This window comes from Mesorhizobium sp. U510 (assembly GCF_059180695.1).
Window position 1 is genome coordinate 2,456,966 of sequence record NZ_CP180532.1, and the last position, 13,304, is coordinate 2,470,269.

Below are 13,304 nucleotides of genomic sequence, written 5' to 3' on the forward strand. Positions count from 1 at the left end.
GCTATTTTTTGACATAGAGCATCTTGTCCTTCGATTTGAAGTTGAGCATGTGGCCATAGGGGCCGGTGACGCCGTCGCCCGTTTCATATTTCCGGATCATGTCCTTGTTCACTTCGAGCTGACCGAGCACGAAGAATTCCGGGTCGTTGGCGGGCCGCGTCTTGTCGAAAGGCGTTGCCAGCTGTTCGCCGGGCTTCACCGGCCGCACGATGTGCGGCGTGACGATGACGACCAGTTCCGTCTCTTCCTTCTGGTTGCTCGAATTGCGGAACAGCGTTCCGATCACCGGCACCTGACCGAGCCATGGCACCTGGTTCTGCAGCTTGGTGGTCCTGCTGGACAAAAGCCCGCCGACCGCGAAGCTCTGGCCGTCGCGCAATTCGACGACGGTGGACAGTTTGCGGTTGGTGAAAATCGGGTCGCCGGCGGTGGTGAAGCCGTTCAGGTCGCTGACTTCCGGCGCCAGGTTCATGTGGATCTTGCCGTCGTCGAGCACGACCGGCGTGAACAGAAGATTGACGCCGAATTGCTTGTAGACGATGCTGATCTGGCCCTCCTTGTCGAGGGTTCGGATAGGAACTTCGCCACCGGCGTTGAAGCTTGCCTGTTCGCCGGAGAGCGTGGTGAGATTGGGATTGGCAAGCGTGCGCACCGCGCCCTTGGCCTCAAGCGCCTCGATGTACAGATCGACCTTGATGTTGCTGTCGATGACGCGGGTGAGCAGCGCTCCGAAGGGAGTAGAGGTGGACAGGAGGTCGCTGAGAAAACCGCCGGTGCCGAGCACCACATTGTCCTTGTCGACGGCGGTAATACCGGTTCCGACTTGAGTCGTACCCCGGCTGTTTGTGCTCCTGATCGACACGCCCAGGTCGCGGCCAGCATTGCGCTTGGCCTCCAGCACGCGTACTTCCAGATTGACCTGCTGGCTGTCGTCGACGATCACGGAGTTGATGATGGCGTCGGGACCATATTGCTGCGCAACCGCCATGATCGCCGCCAGCGTGGCGCCGTCCTTGACATGACCGCCAAGCCTGACCCTGCCGTTGACCGAGGCGACTTCGATGCGCGACCTCGGCGCCACTTGGCGGATCGCCTGCGCCATGTCGCTGACGTCGACGCCGACCTCGATCTGGATGACGCCGAGTGAACGCTTGTCCGTTGAAAACAGATTGACCGTGGTGGTGCCGGCCCCCTTGCCGATGACATAGAGCGTGCGGTCGGTCATCGGCTGAGCGTCGGCGATTTTTTCGTCACCGACGACGATATCGCCAAGGGTGGCGTTCACCGCGATCGTCACCGACTGCGACATCGGCAGGAAAACACGATGAACGCTGGGATTCGACACATCGATGAAGCGGTCTGCGGCCTCGGCCACGTGACTCCACGTTGGTAGCGTCGCGAAACAGGACAGCGCGACCGCCGCCATCCTTACCCAAAACCCCTGCATCCCCGTCTCCCCGATTGCTGCCTATGGCAACCCCATTTTATTAGCTGCAGCTTATCACGGTTGTCGCGGCACGTCATATGTCTCGAGCTTCACACCCCGGAAAACGCCCACGGTGGCACGCGACGGCGGCTCAGGTGTGACATATTTGACAACTTCCCGGGCTTCCGGCGCGGAGGCCACGGCCGGAGTCGGCTTGACCTTGCCCAACTCGTCGAGCTTGCTTCCCACCCGGTCCACGGCCTGTGCCAATCCTGCGATCTTGTCGTCGGCGCGCTTCTGTGCATCTTCCGCGCGCTGACGTTCGGCTGCCGCAGCAGCGTCAGCCGCTGCCTGCCTGGCGAGTTCCGCTTGCTTTTTGGCGACGTCGGCCGGCATTTCGCCGGTCAGGTCGGAAAGCGTCACCCGCTCGGTCGTTTCGCCCTTGCTGGCGGCGGCCTGGCGAAGCGCAAGCGACAATTGGCCGGCGCCTGCCGCCAGCGTCAGCTTCTGCGCGTCCTTGGTGCTGGCCTCGAGCGTGACCGATTTGACGACGGTCGGGCTGTCCTTGCTTTCGTCGGCCACCTGGTCGACGGCGAGCACCTTCATGCCCTGCAGCAGCACGTCGACAAAACTCTGGTCCGTGCCGTCACTGTCACGCACGGTGCGCGTCAGCAGCACATCGACCCGGTCTCCCGGGAAGACGAAGCCGGCGACACCAAGCACGTCGTTGACGCGGATGGAAACTGCCTTCATGCCTTCAGCAAGCACCGCCGAAAGCGTGGCGCGCTGGCCCGGGCCGGTTATCTTGGTGGCAAGGACCGGTTCGTTGACACCGATCGACTGCAACGCCTGCTTGGAGCCGCCGCCAGCCGGAAGGTCCTTGGTGAGAAGTTCCTCTGCCGTCCTGAATGCGCCGGCCGGAACCGCGCCTGCAGGCCACGCGACTTCACGCAATTTGTCGGCGGACAGGGTGTCGCCGAACTTCAGCGCAACAGCCGCTACCACGACAGTATCGCGCTGGATATCGTTCGTCTGAGCCAGCGCGCTGCGCTGATTGGCCAGCCAGATATTGGCGAGCACCACTGCAAGCACGCCGAACACGCCGGCGAGGACGATCATGATGACAGTATTTGCACGCATAGCCCAAGCCCCCAAGTCCATAGTGCGGGGTTCGCCCGCAGCGACCGATGTCAGGCCCAGGTTTAAAACCCGGGCCTGAATGTTAGCTACAGTTGGCGTGGCCCGTCTGTGCCTCTCCAACCACTTAGTTTAGTTGCCGGCGGCTAGGCCGCAGGCGTAGCTGCTTGCAGAGTGGTATTCAGTGTCGTCCACTGGCCACCCACCCATGTGCCGACTAAGATTACTGTGGCTATGACAGCCACGGTAATGATGCCGAGCAGCACCGTATATTCGACCATGGCAGCGCCTTTTTCGTCGTCGCGGAACTGCCGGGCCACAGTCATAAGCTTCCTCACGCCAATTTCTCCCTTAAACCCGACGAGACGAACGGGGATGAAATTCATACCCATTCCCGTCATCTTCAAATCGGCAGCCAACACGCAAAGGCGACATTGTGAACGAAACCATGCCAGTCTTTGCGCGTATTCCGGCCTGCCAACCGAGGTCGATCGATCTCTCGTTCTGAGGACAGGGCCAGGACTTTACGGCTCTGGCCCTGTAAGAGAATCACGCGGCTGGGGTAGCAGCCTGGAGGGCGGTGTTGAGCGCGGTCCACCTTCCGCCGACCCAAGTGCCGACCAGCACCACAGTAGCGATGACCGCAACGGTGATGATGCCGAGCAGGACCGTATACTCGACCATAGCAGCGCCGTTTTCGTCGTCGCGGAACTGCCGGGTCATCGTCATGAGCTTCTTCATGTCAATTTCTCCCTTTTGGAGGTTAGAACCCGACGAGACAGAGCCAAGGATGAACCCCATACCCAAGCATCCCCCGTCATCTCGATCCTAGGTCTCGAGAAATTGCGGAGTCAAACGGGATTAATGTTTCCTTAACTTTCCAATACATGAACTTTCGAGTTGAACGCGGCCTGAAATTTCAGCAACACCTTGATTCGTCTAATTTTTCAAGCGCTCTTAACCATTCGTTCACAATTATGTCGCCATGCTAATTGAGCTATCCCTATTTTAGCAGTTTGGCATATTCCTTTATATCTAAGGGGTTATAGCCAATTATGGGATGGATATCGGTGTTTGAGCACGCAAGGGACTCGGGCGCTCCGAGGCTTGATGCTTCACTCATGACTGACGGCGTAGCGACCGGATACAAAAACGATATTTTCTAGCGCCGCTTCTTAACTATGTTGAAAGTATTGCCTGGGCGTGAGCCGTCCGGGCGCTTGTGCGGCGGTTGGTTAACGTTTAGTTTCCGCTAATGTGCGCTGGAGGGGTATAAGGGGTTATGCTGGGGCGGTTCATCAAGGGTGGCGAGACGCGGATCGAGCCAAAGCTGGAGTCGACGGCGGTCCTCCAAGTTGCCAGCGGCGCCTCGCCTGTCGCGGATCTCGAACCGCATGGCGACGAGTTCCTGGCGCTGAAAGTCGATCTGCATCGACATCTGATTGACCGGTTCAACCTCGCGTCACTCGAAACTGCGTCGAAGGACGAGATCCTGAACGAAATCCGCCCCATCGTGCGCGAGTTCGTGCGCGGTCGCAACGTTCCGCTAAACGCGCGCGAACTCGATCAGCTGACCAGCGACACGGCCGACGAAATGCTTGGCCTGGGGCCGATCGAGCCCTTGCTGAAAGACGATTCGATTGCCGACATCCTGATCAACACCCACAAGCGTGTCTTCATCGAGCGATATGGCGTGATCGAGGAAACCGCGATTCGCTTCCGCGACGAGGCGCATCTGTTGCGCGTCATCAACAAGATCGTCTCGGCGATCGGCCGGCGTGTCGACGAATCAGCACCGATGGTCGATGCCCGGCTGGCAGACGGCTCACGCGTTAACATCGCGGTGCGGCCGATCTCGGTGGACGGCCCGCTGGTCTCCATCCGTAAATTTTCCAAGAACCCTTATTCTCTAGAGCGTCTGATGGCGTTCAACTCGATCCGACAGCCGATGGTCGATCTGCTGCGCATCGCGGTACAGTCGCGCAAATCAATCCTGGTTTCCGGCGGCACCGGCAGCGGCAAGACGACCTTGCTCAACGCGTTGTCGAGCTACATCCCGTCGAGGGAACGCCTGATCACCATCGAGGATGCGGCGGAGCTGCAACTGCAGCAACCGCATGTCGGACGGCTGGAGACGCGCCCGCCCAATGTCGAGGGCAAGGGCGAGGTCCGCCAACGCGAGCTGCTCAAGAACGCACTGCGCATGCGACCGGACCGCATCATCGTCGGCGAGGTGCGCGGCGAGGAGGCCTTCGACATGCTGCAGGCGATGAACACCGGCCATGAAGGCTCGATGACCACCATCCACGCCAACACGCCGCGCGATTCGATCTCGCGGCTCGAGCAGATGGTCGGCATGGCCGGCATGCCGATGACCAATGATTCCATCCGTGCGCAAATCGCCTCGGCCATCGATATCATCGTACAGACACAACGGCTCTCGGACGGCGGCAGGCGCGTCACCTCGATATCGGAACTGACCGGCATGGAAGGCAATGTCGTCCAGCTTCAGGAAATCTATCACTTCGTTCGCCGCGATGTCCGCGCCGATGGCGCGATTGTCGGTGAATTTCGCGCCACCGGTGTACGGCCGCGTTTTGCCACTGAAGCCGCGGCAATGGGGTACCATTTCGCAAAGGACGCATTCAATCCGCAGGTTCCACTCTGATGCCGACCGGTCAGACCCTCCTCTACTTCATTTATGTGCTGGCGGCGGCATCGGTCATTCTCGCTGCCGAATCCTTCTTTCTTTCAATCGCCGGTCGGCGAGCGCGGGCAGGCGTCATAAATCGACGCTTGCAGAGACTGGGAGAAGAAAAGCCGGCCGAGCAGAGTTTGCAGGGACTGCTGCAGGAACGCGGGTTGACGGCATCGGGGGACTTCATTTTTGGCGCAATCGCGCTCAACCGGCTCTATACGCAATCCGGCATCACCGGCAATCCACTGGCTTTCCTGGCAGTTTTCCTGCTCGCCGGCCTCGTTTTGGCGCTCCTTTTGCCGTTGCTTCTGCACTTTTCCGTCATTGTCGCCGTCATCGTCTTCCTGATTGTCGGATTTGCCCTGCCGATTCTCGTTTTGCGACGTGCCAGGGACAAGCGGATCAAGAAATTTGCGGTCCAGCTTCCCGATGCACTCGATATGATCGTGCGTTCTCTGCGCGCCGGCCACCCAACCACCGTCGCGATAGGGCTGGTTGCACGTGAAATGCCTGATCCGCTCGGTACCGAATTCGGCATTGTCTCCGACGAAATCAGCTTTGGCCTCAGTCTGGAGCAGGCTGTTCGAAAATTGTCGGAGCGGGTCGGTTTCGAAGGCCTGCATCTGCTTTCGGTGTCGCTTTCCATCCAGGCCAAGACTGGCGGCAATCTCACTGAAATACTGTCAAACCTGTCGTCGGTATTGCGTGAACGCCGGAAATTGCGCATGAAGATCAGGGCACTGTCCGCCGAGGGTCGCATGTCGGCTTGGATAATCTCGCTATTTCCGCTTCTGATGCTCGGCGTGTTGTCAATCGCTGCGCCGAGCTTTTACGGTGACGTCTGGGGCAACCCGATCATCATGCCGGTGTTTGTGATCTTCGGATCTTGGGCGTTGTTGGGCGACTTCATAATGTACCGAATGGTCAACTTCGATTTCTAGTGGCGGGCAGGGGACGTGTTTAGCAATCTAGGAAATTCAGCCACGCTGTTGTCGCTCGCTATCTTCCTGGCAGCAGTGGCGCTTTTCTTGCTGGCCGCCTTTATCCTCATCCCGGTCTTCCAGACAAGGAAGCTGGTCACACAAACCCTTCTGGCCGAGGGGATCACCAATCGCCGCTCGCTCCATGCCCAGCAGGAGCTCAACAGGATTTCCGCGCAGCGACCGGTCGATGCCTATTTCCGCGGCCTGGAAAAGGAACGCGGCGAGCCGAATGCGCTGGAAGCGAAACTGTTCCGGGCAGGGTTCTATCAATCAAGCGCACCAGTGATTTACACGCTCTCTCGCCTCGGCGCCGTCTGTATCGGCTTCCTGGCCTGTTATGCGGTTCTATCGCGGGTGTTGCCGCCGCAATTGCCGGGGCTCGTGGCATTTGCAGGGTCAGCCTTGATCGGGCTTGGCTGCATGGTCATTCCCAGCATTGCTCTCGACCGCTTTGAGAAGGGGCAAAAGCAGGTTTATCGGCGCGGCTTTCCCGATTTCATGGACATGATGATCACCTGTGCTGACGCCGGGATGAGCCTGGAAGCGGCCGTGGAGCGCGTCGGCGCCGAACTGGCCGGCACGCACAAATGGCTGGGCATTCAGCTGTCGATCGTGACCCTGCAGTTGCGTGCGGGCAAACCGTTGCGCGAGGCATTGCGCGAACTTGCCGACCGCATCGGGCTTGAGGAGGCGCGCGCCTTGGCCGTCCTGTTTCGCCAATCGGAAGAATTGGGCACCAGTCTTACAGATGCACTGCGCATTTACAGCGACGAAATGCGCACCCAGAGAATCATGAACGCCGAGGAACGTGCCAACGCGCTGCCGGTCAAGATGATGATCCCGCTGGGCCTCTGCATCTTTCCGGTCGTGATGATGGTCGTCATGCTGCCTGTGCTCATCCGCATGAAGGGCATTTTCTTCTAAATGTTTATATGCTTTGGTTCTAAAATGGAGTCGGACGACTCTTGGGAGACAAAATGACAGGGCCAATGCGCCTCGCAGTTGTAGCCGCAGCCAGTCTTTTGATGGCGCTTGCCGGTTGCCAAACGAATGGTGCGGACAGCACCGATGGTGTCGTGCGCACCAACGAGCCGTCGAAAGGCGACGTGACGGCCTTTGGCGATGCCTTCGACGGGCTGAAGACAGTCGGCAACGTCGAGTATTACGCCTCGGACCAGGCCGTGGCCGAAGCCACGAACCAGTTTCGCGCCGAAAATTACGGTAATGCTGGTGCCTTGTTCTTCAAGGCGACGCAACTGGCGCCCAATGATGGCGGTGCCTGGATGGGGCTGGCCGCTTCGTGCGACCGCATCCACCGCTTCGACCTCGCGGACCGGGCGTATGGCCGAGCCTTCAAGCTGGTTGGCGCGTCACCCGAATATTACAACAATATCGGTTATTCCTACCTGCTGCGCGGCAAGCTGCAGGACGCACGCAGCAGTTTCCTCAAGGCCTATGAATTGGCGCCCAACGATCCGACGGTAGCCAACAATCTGAAACTTCTGTCGTCAAGCGTGCAGAACATCGAGCGCTAGCATGTTGCTCGTCGAAGTGTTGCTGCTGAAGGCGCTCGCCATACCCCTGCTCGCAAGGATTGCGTGGCTGGACTTCACGACACAGAAGATAGCCAATCGCGACGCGCTGCTGCTGCTCTGCCTGGGGGCGGGGTCGCTGCTGCTTTTGTCGCTTCAGTCCGGATCGTGGTGGGACATGGGGCTGAGCGCCATCGCAGCGCTTGTGCTGTTCGTGGGGCTCTTTCCGTTCTGGGTTCTGCGAAAGGTCGGTGCAGGCGATGTCAAGCTGATGGCAGTCGTGCCGTTTCTGGTCGGCGGGAATGATCTCGTCGGGTTTTCCATCTTGCTGCTGCTTTTTGCTCTTGCCACGGCCATGGTTGTGAAGAATCCGTTCTTGCTGCCGCAAGGCGCATTCCGCGTCTACGTTCAACACCTTGATCGCAAAGGTGTCGTCCCGTTTGGCGTACCTATCTCCGTGGCGTCGATTTGCATAATCGCCTTGCAGGTCGGATACGGCTTTATGGTCCCCGGCTCTCTATCGATGTGAACAATTGACGGGCGCTAGGCTACCTACGCGCTACTTCTTCGGGCGCCGGCTTGACGACGGCATCCGCTATATTCCGGCGTTGTTGAGTGCCGCGCACGAACGGGTAGCCGTGCTGGCCGATATAATCCGTAGGGATCGCTTCATCGACTCCATACTTCTCGGGCATTCTGGAGCCTGGAATATGGAATGTACCGAACAGCGCGTCGATGATGGCCAAGTGACTGGCGAAGTTCTTGTCATAGGCGTCGCGTTGATCGGCATGATGCCAATGGTGGAATTGAGGGCTTGCGATCACCCATTTGAGCGGCCCGAAGTTCATCCTGACGTTGGCGTGTAGAAGCAACGCGTGCCCGGTAGCAATGATGACGTACACCGCGATGGCCTCTGACGAAAATGCCAGAAAGAATACAGGCAGAAGCGAGACAGCCTTGGTGACGATCTGGTCCACCGGATGCGCCCGGAAGGCAACCATCCAGTCCAACTCTTCAATGCCGTGATGGATCGCGTGAAATCTCCAGAGCGCCGGGATAGCATGAAACGCCCGGTGTGAGGCGTAGACGCCGAGATCGGCCAGGATGATGATTTCTATAACCTGGAGCCATGTTGCTTGACCGCCCACCGTCGTTGTTACCGTCGCCGGTACCAAGGACGCCGAGGCACTCATTGCCGCCGCCGCCATAAGGAATATGCAGATCTTGAGGAACGCGCCGTTGACGACCGCGTAGATCACATCGGTGCCGATGCCCTTGCGGAAGATCTTCTGTTGCGTCCGCAGGGCGAGCATGTGCTCCAGCGGTACGAAGATCAGGGCGCAAATGAGCAGCGATTTCAGACCAAAGAGGTCCATCGGCTCCATCTCTCAATGTCATTTACCAGAGGAGTGAACCACTTCATGCTCCCTCACACAAGGCAATGGTTTCCAAACAGTTAACCGGTGCGCCCTGACCTTCTGCCCGGGAGGCTTTGATGGCCTGATGATGCATCTCGATTGGCGGCCAGTTTGGCCGTTAACGCTTTGGAAACCATTTGCTTGTCGGCGCACGCAAGGAATGCTTCAGTGCTGCTTTGCAGGGGGCCAAAATGTTGAATGAAGATTTTCTCGGCCGGATCGCGATCGTCTGTATCATGACGGTCCTGGCGGTTCTCAGCGCGATTCCTCTGCTCGCCTATTTTCATCAGAACGGATCGGTAAATTCGCTGGCCGTCGTCAATCAAGTCTTGGCGACTGTTATATCCGCCCTGCAGGTTTTCCTGACGGTCGGTCGCCTCCCGCCAAAAGGAACCGCGCAGGGAATCGAGCCAAGGGTCACTTCTGTAGCCGGAACTTTCCTGATCATCGTTGCAATGTTTGTGACCCCAGCACTGGAAAGCGAGGCAGCGCAAATGGTCGCGCTGTGCTTGATTTTCGTCGGCATGGTGGGCTCCGTGTTTTGCCTCTACTGGCTCGGCCGCTCGTTCTCCATTATGGCTACGGCCCGGCAGTTGGTTACCTCTGGCCCATATTCCATTGTTCGCCATCCGCTTTACATCTGCGAGGCGACGTTCATTCTTGGGATGATCCTTTCGCACCTGTCGGTGTTGATGGTGGCGTTAGGCGCGGTCCAATTTCTTCTGCAGTATCGACGTGCACGGAACGAGGAAGGTATCCTTCGGCAGACGTTCTCCGAATATGATGAATATGCTCGGCGCGTTCCGATGCTTCTGCCACGTTTTCGTCGTTCGGAAGTGCCAGCACCTGGCCAGTGATAAGACCGCCACGCTTCCAGAACAATGAGAGGCAAGCCCCAGCGATCATTTTGGTGAAATGGTTCCACACCAGAACGCTCGATGATGTCACGATCGTGATAGCTGCGCCGACACCTTGCCGGATAAGCGGGTCGATGGCTAAATAGACCACCACAGGGGGAGAAGGCATCATGGCACTTCACCTTTCGGCGGATACCCCGGCTTCAGTCGCGACCGCCCCGCAAAGATATCTCTTCGGGCCGTTCATCGACTTCTTCATGCTTGGCGGAAGCGCGCTTCTCATCCTGCCGGTCCTGTATTTCCTGCCGCTGCGGTATGAAGCCACCGTGACGCTGACGATGTTCTTGCTCTCGCACCTGATAAACCAGCCGCATTTCGGTCATTCGTACCAGATCTTCTATCGCAATTTCGCGCGCAAGGTGCGCGGCGAGGGCTACGGCCGGAGCCTCCAGATCCGCTATATTCTCGCGGGCATCGTCGTCCCGCTGGCGATGATTGCCTTCTTTGCCTACGGCGCGCTGACGGGCAACGCCCGCCTGCTGGGCAATGCAACAAACGCGATGGGCTTTTTCGTCGGCTGGCATTACGTCAAGCAAGGCTACGGCATGCTGATGGTGGATGCCGTGCTGAAGCGCAAATTCTTCAGCGATCAAGACAAGAAGGTGTTGCTGTTCAACGGCTACGCCGTCTGGCTGTTCGCCTGGCTTCAGACGAACGTGGTGATCACCCAAAGGCAGTTCTGGGGCCTGGACTATTACACCTTCGCGGTCCCGCCATGGCTCATCACCATCGCCATGTCGATCGCCGCCGCCTCCTCGGCGGCAACCGCGGTGATGTTCATCAACCGCTGGCGCAAACATGGTGGGGCGCTGCCCTATAATGGCGTCGTCGCCTACGTCGTGTCCCTCTATGCCTGGATCCTGTTCGTGACGCTGAACCCGCTCTGGCTGCTCGTCGTGCCGGCGATGCATTCGTTGCAGTACCTGGCCGTGGTCTGGCGCTACCAGACCAATGTCGAGCGCGACCGTGCGGATGCCGTCGAGAGGCCGGCATTGAAGGCCCTGTCCGTTCTTGGACCGCTGTACAGGCTGCGCGTGCTGGCGTTCGTGGTCTTCGGCGGGATTCTTGGGGCGCTCGGTTTCTGGCTGGTGCCAATGGCGCTGACGGCCATGGTCCCCTACAACAAGGCGGTGCTCGGCTCGTCGCTCTTCCTCTTCATCGCCTGGATATTCATCAACGTGCACCACTACTTCCTGGACAATGTGATGTGGCGGCGCAGCAATCCGGAAGTCTCGAAATATCTGTTCCGCTGAAGCGGTCGGTTGAAGTCATTCCGGGGCAGGGAAGGTTCGTTCCCGAACACGATTCGTTAACCAAGATGCTGTTCATCGACAGGACGAGTTCGTAGGACGGATGCCCGCCTGGCCGGCGAAGCCTGCGTGTCCAGGGTTCGAAAAGAAGGCTCCGCTTCCGGCGAAGTCGTCAAATCGCCCGAAACAAGAACAACGTGCAAGGCATGAACGTGACTGAAAGCGAACAGAACGCGCCCGGCGCCTCCCATCGTTGGACATGGTTGCCGGCCATTGTCGTCGCGTTGCTTTGCCTGTGCGTCACCAGTGCGTTCGCCGAGACGCGCGCCTTGAAGATCCAGCATCTCCATACCGGCGAGAAGGCCGAGATCGTCTTCAAGCGCAACGGGCGCTACGATCAGGCGGGATTGAAGAAGATCAATTTCATGCTGCGCGACTGGCGCCGCAACGAGCCGACCAGGATGGATCCGCGCCTGCTCGACCTCGTCTGGCAGGCCTATCGCGCCAGCGGCTCGAGCGGCTATATCCATGTCGTCAGCGCCTATCGCTCGCCGGCGACCAACGCCATGCTGCGCAGCCGCTCGAAGGGCGTGGCCCGGGAAAGCCAGCACATGGTCGGCCGTGCCATGGATTTCTTCCTGCCGGATGTGCCGCTGAAAAAGCTGCGCGACATCGGCCTCAGGATGCAGGGCGGCGGTGTTGGTTACTACCCGACCTCCGGCTCGCCTTTCATTCACATGGACGTCGGCAATGTGCGGCACTGGCCGGGCATCAGCCGCCAGGAACTTGCCAGGGTTTTCCCGAACGGCAACACGCTCCATGTGCCGAGCGACGGCAGGCCGCTGCCCGGCTACGACCAGGCGCTTGCCGCCTACAAATCGCGCAAGGCCGCCGGCACGCCCAACATCGAGCTGGCAACCGCCGACGGCGGTCAGCGCAAGTCGCGCGGCCTGCTGGCGACGCTTCTGGGCGGTCGCGGCGCCGACGAGTCCGAGGATATCGCCGACGCCGCACCCGCGCCACGCAAACCGGCCAAGTCCGTTGAGCCCAAGACCGCGGGGCAGGGTATCGCCGTCGTGCCGCCGGAGGCAGCCCAGCGGGCGGACATCCAGATGGCTTCCGCCGGTGCGGCCGAAGAACCGCTCGCTGAGCAGAAGGGCAAGACGCCGGAAGCGATCGTCATGGCCATGGCGCCCAGCGCGGTGCCGTTGCCCGCCTTCGCCCCGCGCGCCGTTGCCACGGCCAGCATTCCGGCCCCGCAAACCGCGCCGTTCGCGATGGCTCGCGCGTCCACGGCGCAGGCCGAACCCTCCGTGACCAAGCCGGTGGTGGCCAATGCCGAAATGCCCTTGGGCAAGACGGAAGCCGCTGCCGCGAGCGCGCCGGACGTGGTGGCGCTCAACGTCCCCTTGCCGACATGGCGGCTGCAGAATGAGGCAAGCCTGGCGCGTCAGCCGGAAGCGGTCAAATCCGCCGATGCCGTCGCTGCCTTGCTGGCCATGCACCATCCCGATGCCGTCCTTGATGGATCGGCCGCTCAGCGGGTTGCCGTTCCGGCACCGAAATCCGAGGATCGTGTCAGGACCAGCCCCAAGGCCGATCGTGTCCAGCCACGCCTCGATCCCGAGGCCACCGCCGTGATTGTGCCCGTGGCGGAGCGCGGCATTTCCGGGGGAACCGGCGCGGCAGCGGCGCCCGTCATTGCAGCCAATTTCATCCGCACGGCCCCGCAGCAGGTCTATCTCGACGGATTCCAGCCGCGGGGACAGACGTCGGATCACCGCCGCTTCACAGGTTCCGCCGTGAAATTCCTGCCCATCGCCAGTTTCAAATAGGGGGCGAAGGCTTCCGAGCGGATGCCACCCGTCGCCATGGCATTGGCCAGACGCCGTGTGCCAATATCGGCATTTGCACTGGTGGCTCGCCCGTGATCCAAGGCGACG

General features: G+C 59.9%; 13 protein-coding genes. 8 read left to right on the forward strand and 5 right to left on the reverse strand.

What is annotated here, in order from left to right; all coding sequences use genetic code 11:
- Nucleotide 1: 1 nt before the first annotated feature.
- The 4 genes from ACLGL5_RS13635 to ACLGL5_RS13650 all read right to left on the reverse strand — a co-directional run bounded on the left by ACLGL5_RS13635 (nucleotide 2) and on the right by ACLGL5_RS13650 (nucleotide 3,304).
- Nucleotides 2-1,447: a type II and III secretion system protein family protein gene (locus ACLGL5_RS13635; protein ID WP_069091291.1), complete on the reverse strand. Its 1,446-nt coding sequence runs from the start codon at nucleotides 1,445-1,447 to the stop codon at nucleotides 2-4.
- 54 nt (nucleotides 1,448-1,501) lie between these two features.
- Entirely contained in the window at nucleotides 1,502-2,566 is a 1,065-nt protein-coding gene (gene cpaB, locus ACLGL5_RS13640; protein ID WP_019860366.1) for a Flp pilus assembly protein CpaB, read from the reverse strand.
- Between the two features lie 143 nt (nucleotides 2,567-2,709).
- Nucleotides 2,710-2,955, reverse strand: coding sequence for a Flp family type IVb pilin (locus ACLGL5_RS13645; protein ID WP_069091292.1), 246 nt, complete (start codon nucleotides 2,953-2,955; stop codon nucleotides 2,710-2,712).
- Between the two features lie 157 nt (nucleotides 2,956-3,112).
- On the reverse strand, nucleotides 3,113-3,304 hold the full coding sequence (locus tag ACLGL5_RS13650) for a Flp family type IVb pilin (RefSeq protein WP_027047241.1): 192 nt from the start codon (nucleotides 3,302-3,304) through the stop codon (nucleotides 3,113-3,115).
- A gap of 541 nt (nucleotides 3,305-3,845) precedes the next feature.
- On the opposite strand from ACLGL5_RS13650, the gene ACLGL5_RS13655 reads away from it, so the two are divergent.
- From ACLGL5_RS13655 to ACLGL5_RS13675, 5 genes are read left to right on the forward strand one after another with little or no spacing between them, the layout of a single operon-like run.
- Nucleotides 3,846-5,231, forward strand: coding sequence for a TadA family conjugal transfer-associated ATPase (locus ACLGL5_RS13655; protein WP_069091293.1), 1,386 nt, complete (start codon nucleotides 3,846-3,848; stop codon nucleotides 5,229-5,231).
- On the forward strand, nucleotides 5,231-6,202 hold the full coding sequence (locus tag ACLGL5_RS13660) for a type II secretion system F family protein (protein ID WP_069091294.1): 972 nt from the start codon (nucleotides 5,231-5,233) through the stop codon (nucleotides 6,200-6,202). Before ACLGL5_RS13655 ends, ACLGL5_RS13660 begins: the two co-directional genes overlap by 1 nt.
- A gap of 48 nt (nucleotides 6,203-6,250) precedes the next feature.
- Nucleotides 6,251-7,168 carry a type II secretion system F family protein gene (locus ACLGL5_RS13665; protein ID WP_244748278.1) on the forward strand — a complete coding sequence of 306 codons (918 nt, stop codon included), beginning with the start codon at nucleotides 6,251-6,253 and terminating at the stop codon, nucleotides 7,166-7,168.
- 53 nt (nucleotides 7,169-7,221) lie between these two features.
- Nucleotides 7,222-7,779: a tetratricopeptide repeat protein gene (locus ACLGL5_RS13670; RefSeq protein WP_069091296.1), complete on the forward strand. Its 558-nt coding sequence runs from the start codon at nucleotides 7,222-7,224 to the stop codon at nucleotides 7,777-7,779.
- Nucleotide 7,780: 1 nt separating this feature from the next.
- A complete protein-coding gene (locus tag ACLGL5_RS13675) occupies nucleotides 7,781-8,305 on the forward strand; it encodes a prepilin peptidase (RefSeq protein WP_019860358.1) in 525 nt (174 codons plus the stop codon).
- A gap of 19 nt (nucleotides 8,306-8,324) precedes the next feature.
- Here ACLGL5_RS13675 and ACLGL5_RS13680 read toward each other — a convergent pair whose 3' ends face one another.
- Nucleotides 8,325-9,161 carry a sterol desaturase family protein gene (locus ACLGL5_RS13680; protein ID WP_069091297.1) on the reverse strand — a complete coding sequence of 279 codons (837 nt, stop codon included), beginning with the start codon at nucleotides 9,159-9,161 and terminating at the stop codon, nucleotides 8,325-8,327.
- Nucleotides 9,162-9,331: 170 nt separating this feature from the next.
- Between ACLGL5_RS13680 and ACLGL5_RS13685 the strand changes: the two genes are divergently transcribed.
- The 3 genes from ACLGL5_RS13685 to ACLGL5_RS13695 all read left to right on the forward strand — a co-directional run bounded on the left by ACLGL5_RS13685 (nucleotide 9,332) and on the right by ACLGL5_RS13695 (nucleotide 13,196).
- Complete coding sequence (locus tag ACLGL5_RS13685; RefSeq protein WP_244748276.1) at nucleotides 9,332-10,051, forward strand: methyltransferase family protein; 720 nt, start codon at nucleotides 9,332-9,334, stop codon at nucleotides 10,049-10,051.
- Between the two features lie 170 nt (nucleotides 10,052-10,221).
- Nucleotides 10,222-11,364, forward strand: a complete 1,143-nt coding sequence (locus tag ACLGL5_RS13690; RefSeq protein ID WP_069091298.1) for a hypothetical protein — start codon at nucleotides 10,222-10,224, stop codon at nucleotides 11,362-11,364.
- A 203-nt stretch (nucleotides 11,365-11,567) separates the two neighbouring features.
- Nucleotides 11,568-13,196 (forward strand): peptidoglycan L,D-endopeptidase MepK, encoded by a 1,629-nt coding sequence (locus ACLGL5_RS13695; protein WP_069091299.1) that lies wholly within the window; start codon nucleotides 11,568-11,570, stop codon nucleotides 13,194-13,196.
- The last annotated feature ends 108 nt before the right edge of the window (nucleotides 13,197-13,304 follow it).